The organism is Xanthomonas sp. NCPPB 2864, assembly GCF_056675615.1.
The window spans coordinates 102,936-121,648 of the sequence record NZ_JBWWVS010000008.1 but is presented as its reverse complement, the minus strand read 5'-3'; the positions used below and the strand labels follow the sequence as shown (position 1 = coordinate 121,648).

Sequence of the window (18,713 nt, the reverse complement as noted above, 5' to 3'; positions counted from 1 at the left end):
GAGCAGGCAAATGCAAACCCAATGGAAGAACCGTCTGGTCAATCTGCTGTCGGTCGTGTCACTGGCCGTCGGGTTGGCCGTGTGGATCGCGCTGCCGTGGATCGGCGTGCTGGTCCTCGCCGCCTTGCTGGCGGTGTGGCTGGTTGTCACCCGCAGCGGCCGGCTGTCGTTGGCCGCTGCACGTATCGGCATCGCCACGCTGCCGCAACGCTGGGGTGCCAGCTCGGTGATCGTGGTCGGCATCGCCGGTGTGGTCGGCGTGCTGGTGGCGATGCTGGCGATGGGCCAGGGGTTTCAGGCCACGCTCAACAGCACCGGCGACGACACCACCGCGATTGTTCTGCGCGGCGGCTCGCAGGCCGAGACCAACTCGGTGATCACCCGCGACCTGGTGCCGCTGATCGGCAGCCTGCCCGGCATCGCCGCCGATGCCAGGGGCCGCCCGCTGCTGTCGCCGGAGCTCTCGCAGGTGGTCAACATCGCCTCCAGATCCGATGGCACCGACGTCAACGCACAACTGCGTGGCGTGGGCGAACAGGCCTGGGCGGTGCACGACAAGGTCAGGCTGGTGCAGGGACGGCGCTTCACCCCCGGCCTGCGCGAGATCGTGGTCGGCAAGGGCGCGTTGACTCAGTTCCGCGGCCTGCAGCTGGGCAAGACGCTCACCCTCGGCAGCCAGCAATGGACCGTGGTCGGCGTGTTCGCCTCCGGCGATGCGCACGATTCGGAGCTGTGGACCGATGCGCAGACGCTGGCCACCACCTACAACCGCAGCGCCTACCAGTCGATCAGCGTGCGCACCGCCGGCAAGGCCGGTTTCAGCCAGTTCAAGACCGCCATGGCCGCCGATCCGCGGCTCAAACTGGATGTGGAAACCACCCGTGCCTACTACGGCAAACAGGGCGGTGGCTTGAACAGGTTGATCAGCATCCTGGGCACGGTAATCGGCGCGATCATGGCGGTGGGCGCGGTGTTCGGCGCGCTCAACACCATGTATGCGGCGGTGGCCACGCGCGCGCGCGAGATCGCCACGATGCGCGCGATCGGTTTCCGCGGCACGCCGGTGATCATGGCGCTGATGCTGGAGACCATGCTGCTGGCGCTGCTGGGCGGCTTGCTCGGTGGCCTGATCGCCTGGGCCATCTTCAATGGTTACAGCGTGTCCACGCTGGGCAGCAACTTCAGCCAGATCGTGTTCCAGTTCAAGGTCTCGCCGGAGCTGTTGTGGAGCGGGCTCAAATGGGCGCTGGGCATTGGCCTGGTCGGCGGGCTGTTCCCGGCCTTGCGGGCGGCGCGGTTGCCGATCACCACTGCCTTGCGTGAGGTGTAGCGCGGGCCTTGGCCCGCCGGGAATCGGGAATCGGGAATCGGGAGTGGGGATTGGTGACAGCCAAAGCGGAGCAAGTGCGCTGCTGCGGCTGAACGCAGTGCGGGCTGTCATCGTTCTGTCACTGCACTGCGGTAGATGCGCGGGTCGGGCAGGCCGTAGGCTGCCCGGCCGTTGCATCCATCGATCTTCGCCCATGACGCGCCTGATTCTGCTGGCCTGCGCCTGCCTGTGGCTGGCCGGCTGTTCCTCGTCCTCCACCTCGCTCAGCGAGCGCCTGGTTGCACCCGGCGGCACCTCGCCATTGCTGGATGAGGAGCGCATTGCCGCCACCATCGCCACGGTGCCCAACCGCAGCGGGCATGTGGTCACGCGCGATCAGGTGCCGATCTTCTGGCGCGCGATCGACCCCGGCCAGTACGCCATGCACTACCGCTATCTCGGCCAGCGCCACGATCCGGCGCATGCGCTGGATGTCGATTTCAGTTTCAAGGTGCCCACCGCGGCCCCACCGACGCCGCGCGGCACCGTGGTGCTGCTGCATGGCTGGATGATGGATGGCGATTCGCTGCTGCCATGGTCGCTGGAGCTGGCACAGGCCGGCTACCGGGTGATCACCATCGACCTGCGCAACCACGGCCATTCCGGCGGTGGCCCGTCCGGTTACGGCACGCGCGAATCCGACGATGTCATCGACGTGCTCAATGCGCTGCAACCGCGTGGCGAGATCCGTGGCCCGCTGTACCTGTTCGGCATTTCCTACGGCGCCGCCACCGCGCTGTTCACCGCCGACAAGCTCGGGCCGCGTGTGACCGGCGTGGTAGCGATGGAATCCTTCGCCAACGCCGGGCGCGGCATTCGCGACATGGTCCCGCACCTGCTCGCCAGCCAACCGAATGGCTGGCGTGGGCAGGCGGTGGCCGCGTATGCGCGCTGGCGCTATGCCGACCAGGATATCGATGCGGTGATCGCCGCCGCCGACCGCCAGCTGCAGCTGGACCTGGACCACGTCGATGTCACGCAGGCCTTGGCCGACACGCGCAGCTGCGTGCTGCTGGTGCACGGCGATGCCGATCAGCACATCCCGGTCGCGCATGGGCGTGCGCTGGCGCTGGCCAGCCCGCGCGCGCACTACGTCGAGCTGCCTGGGGAAACCCATCTGAGCCTGCCGCTGCGGCTGGATCTGCTGGGTGGACCGATCGACCAATGGCTGGCGCAGACGCAACAGGATCCAGGCCACTGCCCCGCGCCGCAGGCACTGCCGACCTCCACGCTGGCGGTGGCGACACCGGCGTTGGCGCCGCGCGGCTGAGAGCGGCTGTCAGACGTCGCCAACGGTCGTCAGGCGGGAGCGGACCGCGCGTTCCGAAACGCTGGGTCTGAATGACATGCCGATGACTGCACCCGCACCGCGGTGAACGCAGTCGTCTGTTGCTCGCTCTGAATCCAGGCAGGAGCTGCGCATGTTGCTCGCCCTGAATCCAGGCAGGAGCTGCGCAACGGCAGGCTGTCGAAGCGCGCACCGCGCTGCTGCCCACCGCGCAACGCAGCCGCTGCGCGATTGCCCGGATCGCGCAGCGGCCGATGCTTAAGGCGTCACCACCACCGGCCGCCGCTGCCGCCACAGGCTATCGCCGACGAACAGCAGCAGCCCCACCCAGATCGCGGCAAATCCGATCGCGCGCCCCTGATCGAACGGCTCGTGGAAGAACCACACGCCCAGCAGCAACTGCAGGCTCGGCGCGATGTATTGCAGGATGCCCACCAGCGACAGCGGAATCCGCCGCACGCCATACGCAAACCCGATCAGCGGCACCGCGGTCAGCACGCCGCCCAAGATCAGCAGCAGATCGGTACGCAGATCCCAGCCGCTCAGGAAGGCGCCGCCATGGCCCTGCTCGCCCCAGCCCGCCAGCAGCAGCGCCGGCACGAACAGGTACACGCTTTCCACGCCCAGCCCGGCCACCGGATCCACCGCCACCAGCTTGCGCAGCAGGCCATAGGCACCGAACGAGAACGCCAGCCCCAGCGCGATCCACGGCGGCGCACCGGCATCCAGGGTCAGCCACAGCACGCCCACCGCCGCACACACCACCGCCACCCACTGGATGCGCTGCAGGCGTTCCTTCAGCACCAGCACGCCCAGCAACACGCTCAGCAGCGGATTGATGAAATACCCCAGGCTGGCCTCGATCACGTGCCCGGCGTTGATCGCCCAGATATACAGGCCCCAGTTGAACGCAATCGCCACGCTGCTGCCGGCCAGCATCCATAGCGCGCGCGGCTGCGCGGCGATGGCGCGCCACCAGCGCAGGCCCGAGCTGGCCAGCAACCACGCCACCACCAGCAGCGCGCTCCAGACGATGCGGTGCGCGATGATCTGCAGCGACGGCACCGCCTTGAGCAGGTGCCAGTACAGCGGCACCAGGCCCCAGATCACGAAGGTCGATGCGGTGATCAACAGCCCGCGACGCGCCTCGGTCGGCGAGACCGCCGTCATCGCCGCGCCTTGGCCAGGGTCACCACCAGCACGCCGGACAGGATCACCGCCATCGCGCCGATGTCGTGCGCGCTGAAACGCTCATGCCCCAGCCACGCACCCAACGCCACCGCAATCACCGGGTTGACGTAGGCGTAGCTGCCGGCCAACGCCGGGCGCACGTGATGCAGCAGCCACACGTAGGCGGTAAATGCCACGATCGAGCCGAACACGCACAGATAGGCCACGGCCAGCAGCCCCTGCGAGGTCGGCAGGCTCTGTGGGCGCTCGCCGATCAGCAGGCCGGTGCTGACCAGCAACACGCCGCCGCACAGCATCTGCCCGGCGGCAGTCATGAACGGCGACGGCAGGTCGCGTCCGCGCGACCACACCGAGCCGAAGGCCCAGCCGATCGGCGCGATCAGCAACAACACCAGCCCGCCCGGCGTGGCGGTCAGGCTGCTGCCGGCGTTGAGCCAGACCACGCCCAGAAAGCCGATCACGATACCCAGCCATTCGCCACGGCTGGCGTGCTGCCCGCGCAAGGCGCCGAACAAGGCCATCCACAGGGGCACCGATGCCACCGAGGTGGCGGCCAGGCCCGACGACACGCTGCGCTCGGCCAGCACCACCATGCCGTTGCCCAGCAGCAACAGGGCCGCGCCCATCATCGCCACGTTCTTCCATTGCGCGCGCGTCGGCGCAGCCACCCCGCGCCAGCGCAGTACCGCATACAGCACCGTGCCGGCCACGACGAAGCGCGCCCCGGACACCATGGTCAGCGGCAACGCGCCGCCTTCCAACGCAAAGCGGATCGCCAGATAGGTCGAGCCCCAGACCACATAGACCAGCAACAACGCGACAACGACCAGGCCGCTGCGCGCAGGCGCCACAGCATCGTGTGAAGAGGACATCGAAGATTGCCAAATACAGCGGAAGCTTCAATTCTAGATCACCTGCCCACGCCAACGTCGTACGCCTCTCGGGCGCCTGCCGCGGTATGGTGCGCATTGATCCCCGGCCCGGAGTGCATATGCAGCGTCGCGTCCCCTGGTTGATGTTGGCCGCCCTGACCGTGCTATCGGCCAGCGCATTGGCACGCGTACCCGAACCCTGGGAGCCCAGCGGGCGCAAGCTCCTCGAGGCCGGGCTGGACGGTTCGTTGGCGCCGGAGATCGCGCCCGAACAAACCGAGCTCAAGGTCATGCTCTCGGCGAACCGCGCCGGCGCTTACCTGCTCGGCGTCGCCAGCAGCAGTTACCGCACGCAATGGTGCATGCCGGCCGGCAAGAGCGGCCCGCCGGACATGCAGGCGATCATCAGCGATATCGGCGCGCTACCCGATGCACGCCTGGACGAGGCCGCACCCGCATTGATCGTACAGGCGCTGGCCAAGCGCTACCCGTGCCGCAAATAGGCGGCGCGGTCGCCGCAAGCCGGCTCGACCAACCGCCACGCAAGGGCCGGATGCACTGACGTTCGCCTCGCCGATCGCCCGACGCCCGGGCTCGAAAGCAGCAGGCGTTTGCATACCACCGGCCCTACTTGCGCGCGGCGTCGCTGCTGGCGCGGATCGCCTTGAACTCCGAACCGTCCTGCCAGCTCGGCCACTGCCGGCCGTTGGCCAGCGCCACGCCGACATCGTAGACCAGGGTGGTGTCGGCCGCGTGGCCGCTGGCATCCCATTGCGGGGTCCAGCGATCGCAGGGCTGGTGATAGCACTCGGCAAAATACTTGTCGCGCAGCGCCTTGCCGGCCGCCACGCCGCCGTCGAGCATGTCCAGCCCGGGACCGGCGGTGATCGCCGGCACGCCCATGCGCGCAAAGGCGAAATGGTCGGCGCGGTAGAAGAAGCCCGCTTCCAGATTCGGGTCCGGCGAATAGCTGCGGCCGCGCGCCTTGGCCGCGGTTTCCAGATCGCCTTCCAGCGACACCCGTCCACGTCCCCACGAGGCGATATCGCGGGTGGGGCCATCGGGGCTGAACATCTCCATGTTGAGCACCGCCACGGTCTTGTCCAGCGGCGCCAGCGGATGCGCGGCGTAATAGTTGGCGCCGAGCAGGCCCTTCTCTTCTGCCGTCAACGCGATGAAATACAGCGTGCGCTGCGGCTTGGGGCCGGCCGCGAACACGCGCGCCAGTTCCAGCACGCTGGCCACGCCGGTGGCGTTGTCCACCGCGCCACGCCGCACCGTGTCGCCGCCGGCATCGGCCTTGCCCACGCCGAAGGCATCCCAGTGCGCGGAGAAGATCACCGTCTCGTCCGGATGCTGGCTGCCGGTGAGCTTGGCCACCACGTTGTGCGTGACCACGCGCTCGCGCTTGAGCTTGAAGTCCACCGACAGCGTCGCATCGCCCAACGCCACCGGGGCGAAGTCGCGCTGCTGCGCGCGCAGCTTGGCCTGCGCAAAATCCAGCCCGGCGCGCTGAAACAGCGACACCGCCAACGTCTGCTGCATCCAGCCACGCACCGGCACATGCTGCGCCTTCGCATCGGCATCGCTGCGTTCGATATCGAACAACGGCGACAGGCCCGAACTCTGCACCGTCGCCCAGCCGTACGCGGCCGGCGCGGTCTCGTGCACGATCAACACACCGGCGGCACCACGACGCGCGGCCTCTTCGTACTTGTAGGTCCAGCGGCCGTAGTAGGTCACCGCCTTGCCATCGAAGGCGCCAGGCTGGCTGGATTCGAAGTCGGCATCGTTGATCAGCATCACCGCGATCTTGCCGCGCAGGTCCACGCCCTTGTAGTCGTCCCACTGCCGCTCCGGCGCACTGATGCCGTAGCCCACGAACACCAGCGGTGCATGCTTCAAGCGCACCGCGTCCTGCGGACGCAGGCTCTGCAGGGTCACATCGGTGCCATTGACCAGTGTCTGGCTCTTGCCGCCGACACGCAGGCTGGCGCGCACCGGGCCATCGACCTGGGCGCGCACCAACGGCACCGCCTGGGTCCAACCGCCCTGCTCGCCACCCGGCTGCAGGCCGCCAGCCTTGAACTGCTCGACCAGGTAATCGACCGTGCGCTGCTCGCCGGCACTGGCCGGCGCACGGCCCTCGAACTCGTCCGAGGCCAGCAGGCGCACATGCCGCGACAACGCTTCGGCATCGATGCCGCCACCGGGCAGATCGTTGGCGGCCTGCGCCACGCCCCCCACGAACAGGCAGGCGGACAACAACAGGATGCGCATCGGATTCACGGCATGGCCTTGCAACAGATAGATGACACACAGTTTACAAGCGCGCGGCCGCCACGGGAGCGCTTTGGGCCGCGTTGGCAGGCGCGATGTCTTCTTTCTCTAGCAGGCCCCTTGGGCTGCATGGATGCTGTCACGGAGCTCGATGGCGGATTTACCGTGTGTCCTGCAAGCGGCAAAGACACCGCGCGCTCCGCTCACAGAGCTCTTGGTTCACGCCTCTGATCGCGCCTAAACATGACTAGGGTTCGAAGTCTCGATTGCTTTGGCGTTGTGCTTCGAGAGCCTGGACAGTGCGGATAGATCAGCTGCAGAGCTGATGATTTGCAGCTTGGCTGCAAGGCCCTTGCCCGCCCACCATCGCGGGACACGCCGCAAGTACGTCCATGTAGGCTCTTACGCGGCATCCATGCCGCGTAAGGTCCCGCGACGGTGAGCGGACAAGGACCCGTCGGGATGGTCGGTGTGCATGGTTGCAAGCAGAGCATGAAGCGCACTGGCCGGTCACTTGTGCGTTCGACCAGGCCTCACCATCTTTCGATCACAAGCCGAGCGGCGGACAGGCGTCAACACGCAACTTAAAACGTCTCAGCTACTACCACTAGCCGAGCAACAAGCTTTCAAAAGCAGCCGACCAACTCTCTGGTGCGGTGTCCTCGCCGATTGCGGGGACCGTGTGGCGGCGTGGATGCCGCCACCGCGCCTCCACGCACGGATTCAAGGCGTGTCCCGCAAGCGGTGAGGGCACCGCGCGCTCGACCGACGCGGCTTTTGACTGTTGCCGAACGACGCGACGACTCGCTGCAGCGTTCTAGTGGGGTGTTACCCACTCCAGTGGTGCTAATTGGTACGCGTCGCGCGATCCAGCCAGCACGCCAGGCCCTGCGCGTTGAGTTCGATATCGGTGCCCAGTAGCTGCGCCACGCGTGCATCATCCAGCCGGCAGCCGTGCAGGCGGGCGCGTTGCAGATACAGGTCGGTCAGCGCCGCCACCATGCAGCGATGGCGGTCAGCATGCTGCGCGCAGTCCAGCGCGATGGCGGTCATCGCATGGATCTGCTCGACCAGTGCCTGCGCCAGCGGTGCCGGCGATTCGACCCGGCCGTAGTGGGTGAGATACATCGCCTGCGGCGCGGCCTCCATCAGCCGCGCGATCGAGTGCAGCATCGCCTCGGCTTCGAATTGCACCGGCGAGGAGGTCGGCAGGATGAAGGCGCCTTGCGCGCTATCGAGCTGGCGATACGACAGGCCGAAGGTGTCGCCAGTGAACCAGCTGCGGCTGCGCGCATCCCACACGCACAGATGATGCCGTGCGTGGCCCGGCGTCTCGATGGTGCGCAGCGCGCGCTCGCCCAGCATCACGGTCTGTCCGTCGGCCGCTTCCACCACGCGCTCGGCCGGCACCGGCACGATCGCGCCGTAACTGCGCGCCATTTCCGCCGCGCCGTACACCGCCGTGGCCCCGGCAATCAGCCGGGTGGGATCGATCATGTGCGGTGCGCCGCGCGGATGCACCAGCACCCGCGCATTGGGCAGATGCTGCAGCAAGGCACCCGCTCCTCCGGCGTGATCCAGATGCACGTGGGTCAGGATCAGCCAGTCCACCTGCGCCGGCGTCAGCCCGGCCGACTGCAATGCGGCCAGCATCTGCGGCACCGACAGCGAAGTGCCGCAATCGACGAAGGCGCCACGTTGCGCCTCGACGATCAGGTACGCCGCATCGAACTGCACACCGCCAAAGCCGGTGTCGATGGTGTGGATGCTGGAATCGGCAGTCGCTGTCATTGCTCCCCCCACGGCTATGCGAGAGGCCACAGTCTAGCCACCGGCTCCACGAGTGTCGTTACGCCTCGCGCAACACGCGCAGCGCCGCCAGGATCACCTCCGCCTCCACCTGCGCATGCACGCCCGGCAATTGCAGGTCGCTGCCTTGCCCGGCCTGCTTCAGCCGCGCAATCAGTTGGCCCGCATCGCGTGGCGAGGCGAAGCCATCGCTCTGCAGCAACAACGCACCGGCGCCATCGGTCAACTTGAAATAGAACTGCCCGTCGCTCTCGCGGTATTGCTTGAACACCGGCGGCGCGCTCTTCTCGCCCACCGGCGTCGCAGCCGCATCGCCCTGGCTGGACAGATCGCGCAGCCCCACCGCAGCACGCAGCTCGGCCAAAAACGGCGTGGCGTAGCGTGCGCGCAGACGTGCGCCACCGGCGCGCAGGATCGCCTCGATCTTGGCCGGCTCGGCCATCAGCGCCTCGTAGCGCGTGCGCAGCGGTGCGATCTCCTGGTCGATACGCTCGAACAGCTGCTGCTTGGCGTCGCCCCAGCCGATGCCATTGGCAAAAGCCTGCGCAAAGGCCGCCGTTTCCTGCGGCGTGGCGAAGGCCTGGTACAGCTGGAACAGTGCCGACCCCTGGGTGTCCTTGGCTTCGCCCGGCGCGCGCGAATCGGTGAGGATGGAGAACACCAGCTTGCGCAGTTCCTCGCGCGGTGAGAACAGCGGAATCGTGTTGCCGTAACTCTTGCTCATCTTGCGGCCGTCCAGACCCGGCAAGGTCGAGACCTGCTCGTCGATCACCACCTCGGGCAGGGTGAAAAACTCGCGGCCATACACGTGGTTGAAGCGCTGGGCGAAATCGCGCGCCATCTCGATATGCTGGATCTGGTCGCGCCCCACTGGCACCTTGTGCGCGTTGAAAATCAGGATGTCTGCAGCCATCAGCACCGGATACATGAACAAGCCGGCGGTCACGCCCGCATCATCGTCTTCGCCGTCGGCGCGATTCTTGTCCACCGCCGCCTTGTAGGCATGCGCGCGGTTGAGGATGCCCTTGCCTGCCACGCAGGTCAGCAGCCACAGCAACTCGGTGGTCTCCGGCACATCGGACTGGCGATAGAACCACACCGTTTCCGGGTCCAGGCCGCAGGCCAGCCAGCTGGCGGCGATCTCCAATGTGGAGCGCTGCGTCCGCGCCGGGTCCTGCGCCTTGATCAGGCTGTGCAGGTCGGCCAGGAAGTAGAAGCTTTCCGCATCGGCAGCCGTACTGGCCTGGATGGCCGGGCGGATCGCGCCGACGTAATTGCCCAGATGCGGGGTGCCGGAAGTGGTGATGCCGGTAAGGACGCGAGTGGTCATCTGCGTAAGGCCAGGGAGTCAGCACGCAAGTTTAGCGGTTCCGTGCCCCTGGCATGACCGCAACCGTGCCTTGTGCCTGCCGCTACCGGCTTCGGCGGCAGACGCAAAACGAGCCGCATCGAGCGGCCCGTCCTGTGCAGTTGGCGCTCACCACGGCGGGTGGGCGCGGTTGCGCGGCACCGTCAGGTGTCGTCGCGCAACGACTTTTCGAAGGCGCGCACCTCGGTCTGGGCGCGGTCGCGGTCCCAGCCGTAGCGCTCCTGGAGCTTGCCCTGCAGATATTCGGCGTTGCCCTCGGCAACCTTGAAATCGTCGTCGGTGAGGTCGCCCCACTTGGCCTGCGCCTTGCCCTTGAGCTGGGTCCACTTGCCGGAAATGATGTCAGTGTTCATTGCGTCGACTCCGCTGATGCGGCCGCGATTGACCGTCTGCGCAGGTTGACCACCGCACCGTTCGCCGCAGATCAAAAGCCGTCAAACCCGCACTCACCGCACTGAACGGTTGCCGACGCTTGCGGCGCAGTTCTATGTATGGCCGCGCCGTCGCATGCCCAGATGCGTCGCCGCGCTGCCCTGCCTGCGCAAGGCATCAGGCAAAAAAAACGGGCCTTGCGGCCCGTTTTTTCTGCATGCAGCGCTAGATTACTTGCGCGCAGCGTCTTCCACCTTCTCGCCAGCGCCCTGCACGTCCTTGCCGGCACCTGCGACGGTGTTGCAACCCGACAGCATACCGACCGACAACACCGACAGCACCAGCAGCACAATTGCACGCTTCATAACAGACTCCTTCGTGGGTAAAGCGGCGGCTTGCCGCAGATCAATCAAATCAAACAACTAGGATTCAAAACGCAAGGATCAGCACTTACCGTCGCTGCAATTGTCGGCCTTCTTTTCGACCTTCTCACCTGCACCCTGCATGTCCTTGCCCGCGCCGGCCATGGTGTTGCAGCCAGTCATCACGCCGGCCGAAAACAGGCCCAGTACCATCAGTGTCAGCAGTCGCTTCATCGGTCTTCCTCAGTTCTGCGTTCGGTGCAGACGCACCGTGTCTGGCGACAAATCTGACTGCGCGGCCGTGGATTTGATGTGAACGCGGCGTGCTGCGTTCAGCGATTGATCAATCTCGCATCAGTGTTGACTTGCCGAACAGGCTCTCGACCAGATCCACCGCCAGCTCGGCGGTGGCGTTGCGGTTGTCCAGGACCGGATTGAGCTCGACGATGTCCAGCGACCCCATGCGCCCGGTGTCGGCGATCATCTCCATCACCAGCTGCGCCTCGCGGTAGTTGGGCCCACCCGGCACGGTGGTGCCCACGCCCGGTGCGATGCTCGGGTCCAGGAAATCCACGTCGAAGCTCACATGCAGATGGGTGTCATCACTCATCCCCTGAAGGGCGGTCTCCATGGTGCGCTTCATGCCGGCCTCGTCGATGTAGCGCATGTCGTAGACATCGATGCGGTGCTGTTTGATCAGGCGCTTTTCCTCCGGGTCCACCGAGCGGATGCCGATCTGCCGCACCTGCTCGGGCAGCAACGCCGGTGCGCTGCCGCCCAGATGCGTCAACGCCTGCGGGCCCAGCCCGCACAGGCAGGCTACCGGCATACCGTGCACGTTGCCCGACGGTGTCACCTCACTGGTATTGAAGTCCGAGTGCGCATCCAGCCACAGCACCCGCAGCGGGCGTTGCTGCTCGCGGCAGTACTTGGCCACCGCGGTGATCGAACCGATGCCCAGGCAGTGGTCGCCACCGAGCATGACCGGCATGCGGCCGGCGCGCAGCTGCGCATAGCTGGCCTCCATCAGCGCCTGGTTCCAGGCCACCACCTCGTCCAGATGCCGGTAGCCGGCCTGCGGGGCCTGCCAGGGATTGCGCGGGCCATCCAGGTTGCCCAGGTCGTGCACCTCCACGCCGCGGCCGATCAAAGCCTCCTGCAGCCCGGCGATGCGCAACGCCTCCGGCCCCATCCGCGCACCACGGTGGCCGGCACCGATGTCGGTGGGAACGCCAATCAGGGAAACCGGCAGGTACTGCGTCGCCATGCATTGCTCCAGCATCGAGAAAGCGCTGCAGTCTAGTCGCCGGCTCGTGCGCTGACGCGCGGCAGCGCAGCACGGCGTCCGGCCTGCGTCACCGATCACGCAATCGCATTTGCCCCTGCAGCAATCGAAAGTGCGGCCGATAGTGCGTAGCGGGCAATGGTCGGACCGGTACGGATGGCAGGCGCAACACCGCGGTACAGGCGCGCTGCAGTTAGGCCGGAGCACTGGCAGTGCATCGGCCGCGCCCGCTTGGCGGCGGCGACCAACGCGTGCTGGCCGCCTGAAGTGACGTGGTTGGGCAGTTTGTGGCGTATCTGCGCTTTGCGGATTGTGCTTGTCTGACCGCACAGTTAAGAGATTGAGGGTGCTATGACGATGACGGAAGGTGCCGATGCTACTGTTCGCCCGCCAGCGCGGGACCCGGTGTCATCGACAAGGTCTTTCATCGCGCAGCGGGTTTTGTACAGGGGAGGATTTCATGCCGCATAACGCCGTCAACCAGGTCGTCAAGGCTGCCGTGGGCGAGGTCGCGCGGGCGTCGCACCAATACGATCTGCAGCGCATCGGGCGCGAGTTCGCGCAGACCATCGAGCGTGAGCCGGGCATCCGTCTGCTGATGCTGTCCACTGCCGACGGGCGTGCCATCGCCGAACAATCCAGCCTGGATGTGGACGGTCGCCGGCTGGCAGCGATGGCCAATTCGTTCCTGACCCTGGGCGAGACCCTGGCACGCGAATCCAGTCTGAGCGAAGCCGACTACGCCACCATCAGTACGCGCGGCGGGCAGCTGGTGCTGATCCGCATTCGCGCCGACAAACCGCTGACGCTCACCGCGGTGGGCAGCAGCGATCTCAATGCCGCAGCGCTGCTGTTCAACGCACGCGACTGCGCCGGCCGCCTGGCGACAGCGCTGGCGCAGCCGGCCAACTGAGCGTTTGGCACTGTTCGTGCTTGTGCCAGTGCACTGAATTTCTCACCGCTCGTAAGGACGACCCGTGTCAAAACTCAATCTGGAACACCTGCATTCGATCGCCGGCTTCGTCGGCGCTGCCCTGGTCGATAGCGACAGCGGCATGGCGCTGGGCATGACCGGCGGCACCGATCTCAACCTGGAACTTGCCGCAGCCGGCAACACCGAGGTGGTGCGTGCCAAGCGCCGTATCGCCGAGCAGCTCGGCCTCAACGACACCATCGAAGACATCCTGATCACCCTGGCGCGTCAATACCACCTGCTGCGCCCGCTGGAGAGCAACGGCACCTTGTTCCTGTACGTCGTGCTGGATCGCGCCAAGGCCAATCTGGCCATGGCCCGTCATGAGCTCAAGGCCTTCGAGAAGACCCTGGACTTCGGTTGATGCCAACCAGGCGGCGCGCACGCGTCGCCTGCCCGGCCTGCCGGTCCGTACCGGCAGCCACCGTACTTGCTACGCGCCGACGCGGCGCCCTGTCATGACCTCACCCATTCACACCATGCGGGTCGCCACGGCCGGCCTGGACCTGCTGCACACCACGCGCCTGAAACTGGCGTGCTCGTTGCTGCTGGCCGAGCGCATCGACGTGCAGTTGGGGCAATGGCCGCAACACGCCGCCGAGGTGGTGGTGCTGGGGCTGGAAAGCCCCGACGGCCTGGCCGCCTGGCAGGCCTTGCAAGGGCAACCCGTGCGTGTGCTGGTGGTGTCGCGGACACCGGTCGGCGGCGCATGGCTCAAGCACGGCGCCACCGTGCGCGAACTCAACGAGCAGATGCGCCTGTTGCTGTCGTCCTCCGATCATGCGCAGGTCGCCGAGCCGGCCTTGCTGGTCCGCCATTGCCGCGGCGAATTCGGCACCGCTGCGGTGCTGCTGCGCAACGGACATTTGCAGGTGCGCGTGGACCCGGCCGACAGCTGCGTGCAGCTCCCCGCCGGCATCGCCTTGACCGAGCTGCTGGCGGCCCTGGATCGCCCCGGCTGGCAGGTTGCGCCGGACACCGCCGACAGCGCACTGAGCCAACGTATTTCCTTCGAAGCGCTGTACTTCGCCCTGCCCGAGCACCTGCGCCCCGCGCTGCCGGCGGTCGAACCCAGCCATGCGCTGCGGTTGCGGCAATGGCCGGAGCTGAGTGCCGAGACCAGTTCGCCGGCGCAGCTGCTTGCCATTGCCCACCTGCATGCGCGCCCGTGGCGCCCGCAGGCGCTGGCCAATGCTTGCAAGCTGCCGCTGCAAACGGTGGAATGCCTGTTCGCCGCTGCACTCGCCAGCGGCCTTGCCCAGACTGCGGAGATTCCCGTGCCTGCAACGCAGCCCCGTCCGGACAGCAGCAACTCCCGGTTCTTCTCCTGGGTCGCACGTCGCTTTGGCCTCTCTCTCTTTCAGGCGCAGTCATGAGTCTTCCGGCCAACAAACTGGTGTTCGTTGGCGGCATGGGCGCCGGCAAGACCACCGCCGTGCGCGCCATCTCCGACGTGGAGCCGGTCAGCACCGAGATGCCGCTCAGCCAGGATGCCTACGGCGACAAGACCTACACCACGGTCGCACTGGACTACAGCTCGATCGAACTGGAAGACGGCGAGTTGCTGCACGTCTACGGCGTGCCCGGGCAGAAGTACCTGGATTTCATGTGGCCGCTGGTGTGCGACGGCGCGTTGGGCGTGATCGTGCTGGTCAGCGCGCGCGATCCGCAGATGCGCGATGCCACCGTGGCCTTGCTGCGCGAGTTTTCGCAGATCGCACCTGCGGCAAGCCTGGCGGTGGGCATCACCATGACCGACGAAATGCAGGACTTTTTGCTGCCGCCGTTCCGCGATGCGCTGGTGGCCGAAGGCTTCCGCATCCCGGTCATGCGCGTGGACGCACGCTCGGCCACCCAGATCACGTTCCTGGTGAAGTCGCTGCTGTCCTATCGTTACACCTCGGCGACCAGCTGAGCGGGCGCGTACGTGGCATTGCCGACGTGGTCGGCGCGCGAGAAAAACAAGGAATCCGGTCACGACGGTGCCTGACAGGGCGTCACGCGGGGGATGCCGCCTCTAGGGTGACGGCGACGCGTCCATCTTCCTTGTTGCCAGGCACGCAACGCGGACGTCATACATTCGGGTGCTTTGCCTGACTTGTTCAGTATGCCGCGCAGCCAGAAATCAGGGCATCGGGACGTTCCCGACATCGCGCAGGACATACCGGTCATACGGCATATGCAATAGCGCCAGCAGCCGGCAGCGCCTGCAAGCGGCGGTCGTGATGCGGTTGTTGTGCGCGCCCGGCGCTGCGTTGGACATGACGGTCGTCAAGCCATCTCGCACAGGCATCGACGCGCGGCAGCGGCGGTGCCATCGGTGACGCGCAGCGCAGACCCGATGCGCCGGGATCGGCCGCTGCAGGGCGACGTCCACCAATGCCAGGTGCTGATCCAGCACCATGATCGGATAAAGTAGCGCGATGACAATCGAACTGAAGCCCGGCGGTCTGCTGATCGCGATCGAAGGCATCGACGGCGCCGGCAAGACCACCCTCGCCCGCAGCCTGGCCACCACGCTGGAAGCGGCCGGCGCGCGCGTGGTGCTCAGCAAGGAACCGACCAATGGCCCCTGGGGCACCCAGCTGCGCCAGTCCGCCGCCACCGGCCGCCTCAGCGCCGACGAAGAAGCCGAGCTGCTGATCCGCGACCGCCACGAACACGTGGACACCCTGATCGCACCGGCGCTGGAGCGGGGCGACATCGTGATCCTGGACCGCTATTTCCCCTCGATGGTCGCCTACCAAGGCGCCGCCGGCCTGCCGCTGGACGACCTGCTGGACCGCAACGCCTTCGCGCCGCGCCCGGACGTGTTGCTGCTGCTCGACTTGCCTCCACCCACCGGCCTGGCGCGTATCCGCGCCCGCGGCGATGCACCCAATCACTTCGAAACCCAGGACAACCTGGAGCGCTGCCGCAGCATCTTTGCCCAGCTGCAGTTGCCGGGAAAGCACGTCGTGGATGCCAGCGCCGACGCGGACAGCGTGCTCCGCCAGGCCCACGCCATCGTTGTTGCCGCACTGGCCGAACGCCTGCGCGTCGACGCCACCGATGCCGACCAGGCCACGTTGGAACTGCTGTCGGCCGGTCGCCCGGCCTGAGTCGCTGCGCGTCCTGCGCGCAGGCAACAGCAACTGGCGCGTTGTGATTGGCGGGCCGCGGGCAGATAGCTGTTTCGGCCGATCACACCGGACAAGGCGCGGCCCGGAGACGCTGACCCAACAGCGCAGTCAGCCCCGAGCTACATGGACATTTCGGGATAGGACGAGAGAACCTTCGTGGTGCCGGCACCCGGATTCAAGCCCTCTTGTCCTGCAAGGGTTTCCGGGCAGCCTGGGGAATTCCTGCTAAGTCGCCGCCTGTGACCCGGGCGATACGGCCATCCATAAGTCAGCCGCCCCTGGCTGTCGCCGTCAGCGATCCCAGCCTGGCTGCGCGTCAGAGCGATCGGCTACGCGCGCGGCAATCCACTCGTCAATCTCAGACTCCAACCAGGCGACCAACGTGCCCAACGGCACCGGCTTGGGGAATGTGCCCTTCTTGATTCGGTCGTAGATGGTGGTCTGGGACATGCCTACCCGGTCCTTGACCCGCGCAATGCGCAGCAGGCGAGGCCGGCCGTCAGATGGCGCTTGCACATGTCCAGGGCGCTCAGTGGGTGGGAGCGCGCGCGACGCCTTCACCTCAAGCTTGGCTGCAACTCTTTCAGCCACGGCTTCAGCAAACAGACCGATCAACTCGGCGAATTGCTCATACGGCAGATCGGGTGGGGGGGCACTCTTTCGGTGCTGGTCGCTCATGCCCCCGAGACTAAAGAACGCTGTCGCATGGGATGCGATTACGAGACGATCCCGCGATTTCACCTCACTTGGCGGCGGAGCAGATACAGAGTATGTTCTGTGCTGTAATCAGCCTCAACTGAACAGAAGCGGCAACTTGTGTCGGAGCTGTGTCTATCTCGCGATGAGATAAAGGAGCTTTGCCGGAGTCCTCAGCGGGCGCGGCAGGCGCTCTTTTTGCGCCAAAACGGAATTCGGCATTATCTCGACGCCTATGGATGGCCAGTGGTGCTGCGCTCAGCGGTTGAGCCATCTGAGACTCACCCGCCGGCGATGCCGGTTTGGAAGCCAAGTAAGGGCTAGGGCTGCAAACATTTCCTAACCTCTCTAAAGCTTGAGCGAGCGGCGTAGCAGGCGCTAAAGCGTTGTAGAACCTGCTATTCGAACCAGCTTTAACCACTCAACCCTCAGACCTAATTAAGGCGCCGCGGTATAGGCGGCAATGTCTGCCTTGAGTCTTGGATTCCAACGACCTACAAGTGCCCGCAACTCACAGAAAGCAAGCGTCTGTCCTGCGCCAGCAGGCGCATCACTATTAAGATATGCAATTAATTGGTGGGAACGTTCAAACAACTTTACAACTTGCACGGAGATACTGTTATAAAGAAGATCCTCATCAAGATCACCTGCCTTGATGCCCACAGCCATAAATTCAAAATAATTCAACTGATAACGCAGTGCCTGTAGCGCTTCAGCCATTTCGACTTGGCCCGCATCAGGGGGCTGCAACGCCTTCGCCTTGCTGAGTGAGCTTATCGGAAAATGCTCGTGATATTCCTTAGGAATATCCACTGTGCCAGAAGGGAAGTGGAGAGACACTAGCTCAGAGCGTTTTAAATATTCCCCGCTCTTCCGAATCTCCATGCAAATTTGGAAAGCATTATTAGTTCTATGAGCCTTCGTGGACAGTCGAAAATGAACAAACCAACCCAAAGCGGCGGCCCAAATTGCTACAAAAACGGGAACGATGTTCAGAAACTTCTCGTAATGTCCAGCATCGTCTGTCGGAATAAACGCATAAAACGAATAGTAGGAAAGAATAACCAGTAATAGCACCAGCACAAATGACCAAAAGCACACGGTCAGTAAATGCTTATGCCCATTACAAGCTGCAGCAATAAGTTGTCTTGAAAAAAATACACACAATGAGGCGTATGAAGCAATCCACAGCATCCCCGTTTCCGGACGGCTGAGAGCTGGGTTTGACAAAGCGATTGCAGCGATCACTACAGAAAATAAAAGTGCAACCCATGACCACCAACACTTGGTCACCAAGTCCAGGAAAATCCTATCCATCCCCTCCATTCCCCCCAGCCCAAATCTGTTCTATGAAGAGCCTGCTTGGCTCAATAGCAAAGGGGGCCTGAGCCCCCTTTGTTTGATCGAAAAAAGTTATCCCTTACTCTTCTACGCCGACCATGTTCATACTCATCTCCTCGCTTAGAAGGCCTGGATGGCCTACATATAAGACCAGACTGCCCGAAAAAAGTTCTCCATCACTATCGCTATCGGCCTACATCGAGCTTTCTTTAGCCTTAGCCGACCGGGTCAGTAACGAGATGTGCCCCGTTGCTGCGGATCTTAGGGGTTGTGGTGCAACGGTTGCAACGGTTCAAGGTTCAAAAAAAAAACTGCAGTAGGCAACGTGAACGTTTGCGGCAGTCCCGACTCCTACAGCAGCATGCAAGTTGCTGTTTTGAAAAG

Annotated in this window: 20 protein-coding genes; 9 read left to right on the top strand and 11 right to left on the bottom strand. The window is 65.1% G+C overall.

What is annotated here, in order from left to right; translation table 11 throughout:
- Positions 1 to 10: 10 nt before the first annotated feature.
- On the top strand, positions 11 to 1,330 hold the full coding sequence (locus AC1KVE_RS16430; RefSeq protein WP_039512617.1) for an ABC transporter permease: 1,320 nt from the start codon (positions 11 to 13) through the stop codon (positions 1,328 to 1,330).
- Positions 1,331 to 1,523: 193 nt separating this feature from the next.
- On the top strand, positions 1,524 to 2,639 hold the full coding sequence (locus AC1KVE_RS16425) for an alpha/beta fold hydrolase (RefSeq protein WP_184458424.1): 1,116 nt from the start codon (positions 1,524 to 1,526) through the stop codon (positions 2,637 to 2,639).
- Between the two features lie 276 nt (positions 2,640 to 2,915).
- Here the strand turns inward: AC1KVE_RS16425 and rarD are convergent, their stop codons facing one another.
- Together rarD and yedA are read right to left on the bottom strand one after the other, a co-directional pair.
- Positions 2,916 to 3,827, bottom strand: a complete 912-nt coding sequence (rarD, locus tag AC1KVE_RS16420; RefSeq protein ID WP_102251087.1) for an EamA family transporter RarD — start codon at positions 3,825 to 3,827, stop codon at positions 2,916 to 2,918.
- Positions 3,824 to 4,720, bottom strand: a complete 897-nt coding sequence (yedA, locus tag AC1KVE_RS16415) for a drug/metabolite exporter YedA (RefSeq protein ID WP_102251088.1) — start codon at positions 4,718 to 4,720, stop codon at positions 3,824 to 3,826. Before yedA ends, rarD begins: the two co-directional genes overlap by 4 nt.
- A gap of 86 nt (positions 4,721 to 4,806) precedes the next feature.
- Between yedA and AC1KVE_RS16410 the strand changes: the two genes are divergently transcribed.
- Complete coding sequence (locus tag AC1KVE_RS16410; RefSeq protein ID WP_046344903.1) at positions 4,807 to 5,223, top strand: Rap1a/Tai family immunity protein; 417 nt, start codon at positions 4,807 to 4,809, stop codon at positions 5,221 to 5,223.
- Positions 5,224 to 5,347: 124 nt separating this feature from the next.
- On the opposite strand, the gene AC1KVE_RS16405 is transcribed toward AC1KVE_RS16410, so the two are convergent.
- From AC1KVE_RS16405 to rocF, 7 genes are all read right to left on the bottom strand, one after another.
- Positions 5,348 to 7,000, bottom strand: coding sequence for a M28 family metallopeptidase (locus AC1KVE_RS16405; RefSeq protein ID WP_456363015.1), 1,653 nt, complete (start codon positions 6,998 to 7,000; stop codon positions 5,348 to 5,350).
- 846 nt (positions 7,001 to 7,846) lie between these two features.
- Positions 7,847 to 8,791 (bottom strand): MBL fold metallo-hydrolase, encoded by a 945-nt coding sequence (locus tag AC1KVE_RS16400; protein WP_184458422.1) that lies wholly within the window; start codon positions 8,789 to 8,791, stop codon positions 7,847 to 7,849.
- A gap of 58 nt (positions 8,792 to 8,849) precedes the next feature.
- Positions 8,850 to 10,139, bottom strand: a complete 1,290-nt coding sequence (locus AC1KVE_RS16395) for a tryptophan--tRNA ligase (RefSeq protein ID WP_481092644.1) — start codon at positions 10,137 to 10,139, stop codon at positions 8,850 to 8,852.
- A 182-nt stretch (positions 10,140 to 10,321) separates the two neighbouring features.
- Positions 10,322 to 10,531, bottom strand: coding sequence for a CsbD family protein (locus AC1KVE_RS16390; protein WP_016904514.1), 210 nt, complete (start codon positions 10,529 to 10,531; stop codon positions 10,322 to 10,324).
- A 249-nt stretch (positions 10,532 to 10,780) separates the two neighbouring features.
- Positions 10,781 to 10,915 (bottom strand): entericidin A/B family lipoprotein, encoded by a 135-nt coding sequence (locus AC1KVE_RS16385; RefSeq protein WP_016904515.1) that lies wholly within the window; start codon positions 10,913 to 10,915, stop codon positions 10,781 to 10,783.
- 78 nt (positions 10,916 to 10,993) lie between these two features.
- Positions 10,994 to 11,146 (bottom strand): entericidin A/B family lipoprotein, encoded by a 153-nt coding sequence (locus tag AC1KVE_RS16380; protein ID WP_006451340.1) that lies wholly within the window; start codon positions 11,144 to 11,146, stop codon positions 10,994 to 10,996.
- A 109-nt stretch (positions 11,147 to 11,255) separates the two neighbouring features.
- Positions 11,256 to 12,179, bottom strand: coding sequence for an arginase (rocF, locus tag AC1KVE_RS16375; protein ID WP_046346094.1), 924 nt, complete (start codon positions 12,177 to 12,179; stop codon positions 11,256 to 11,258).
- Between the two features lie 478 nt (positions 12,180 to 12,657).
- On the opposite strand from rocF, the gene AC1KVE_RS16370 reads away from it, so the two are divergent.
- The 5 genes from AC1KVE_RS16370 (at position 12,658) to tmk (ending at position 16,271) form a co-directional block, all read left to right on the top strand.
- Entirely contained in the window at positions 12,658 to 13,110 is a 453-nt protein-coding gene (locus tag AC1KVE_RS16370) for a roadblock/LC7 domain-containing protein (protein WP_046344911.1), read from the top strand.
- 64 nt (positions 13,111 to 13,174) lie between these two features.
- Entirely contained in the window at positions 13,175 to 13,534 is a 360-nt protein-coding gene (locus tag AC1KVE_RS16365; RefSeq protein ID WP_016904518.1) for a roadblock/LC7 domain-containing protein, read from the top strand.
- A 94-nt stretch (positions 13,535 to 13,628) separates the two neighbouring features.
- Entirely contained in the window at positions 13,629 to 14,546 is a 918-nt protein-coding gene (locus AC1KVE_RS16360; protein WP_054591234.1) for a hypothetical protein, read from the top strand.
- Positions 14,543 to 15,085 (top strand): GTP-binding protein, encoded by a 543-nt coding sequence (locus AC1KVE_RS16355; protein WP_016904520.1) that lies wholly within the window; start codon positions 14,543 to 14,545, stop codon positions 15,083 to 15,085. Before AC1KVE_RS16360 ends, AC1KVE_RS16355 begins: the two co-directional genes overlap by 4 nt.
- Positions 15,086 to 15,593: 508 nt before the next feature.
- Positions 15,594 to 16,271: a dTMP kinase gene (gene tmk, locus AC1KVE_RS16350; protein ID WP_481092643.1), complete on the top strand. Its 678-nt coding sequence runs from the start codon at positions 15,594 to 15,596 to the stop codon at positions 16,269 to 16,271.
- Between the two features lie 312 nt (positions 16,272 to 16,583).
- On the opposite strand, the gene AC1KVE_RS16345 is transcribed toward tmk, so the two are convergent.
- Positions 16,584 to 16,970 carry a helix-turn-helix transcriptional regulator gene (locus AC1KVE_RS16345; protein ID WP_481092642.1) on the bottom strand — a complete coding sequence of 129 codons (387 nt, stop codon included), beginning with the start codon at positions 16,968 to 16,970 and terminating at the stop codon, positions 16,584 to 16,586.
- A gap of 138 nt (positions 16,971 to 17,108) precedes the next feature.
- Here AC1KVE_RS16345 and AC1KVE_RS16340 point away from each other — a divergent pair, with 138 nt between their 5' ends.
- The gene (locus tag AC1KVE_RS16340; RefSeq protein ID WP_481092641.1) at positions 17,109 to 17,312 is read left to right on the top strand and encodes a DUF4224 domain-containing protein; all 204 of its coding nucleotides are present in this window, start codon (positions 17,109 to 17,111) and stop codon (positions 17,310 to 17,312) included.
- Positions 17,313 to 17,426: 114 nt separating this feature from the next.
- Here AC1KVE_RS16340 and AC1KVE_RS16335 read toward each other — a convergent pair whose 3' ends face one another.
- Positions 17,427 to 18,305 carry a DUF4760 domain-containing protein gene (locus AC1KVE_RS16335; protein WP_481092640.1) on the bottom strand — a complete coding sequence of 293 codons (879 nt, stop codon included), beginning with the start codon at positions 18,303 to 18,305 and terminating at the stop codon, positions 17,427 to 17,429.
- Positions 18,306 to 18,713 lie beyond the last annotated feature (408 nt).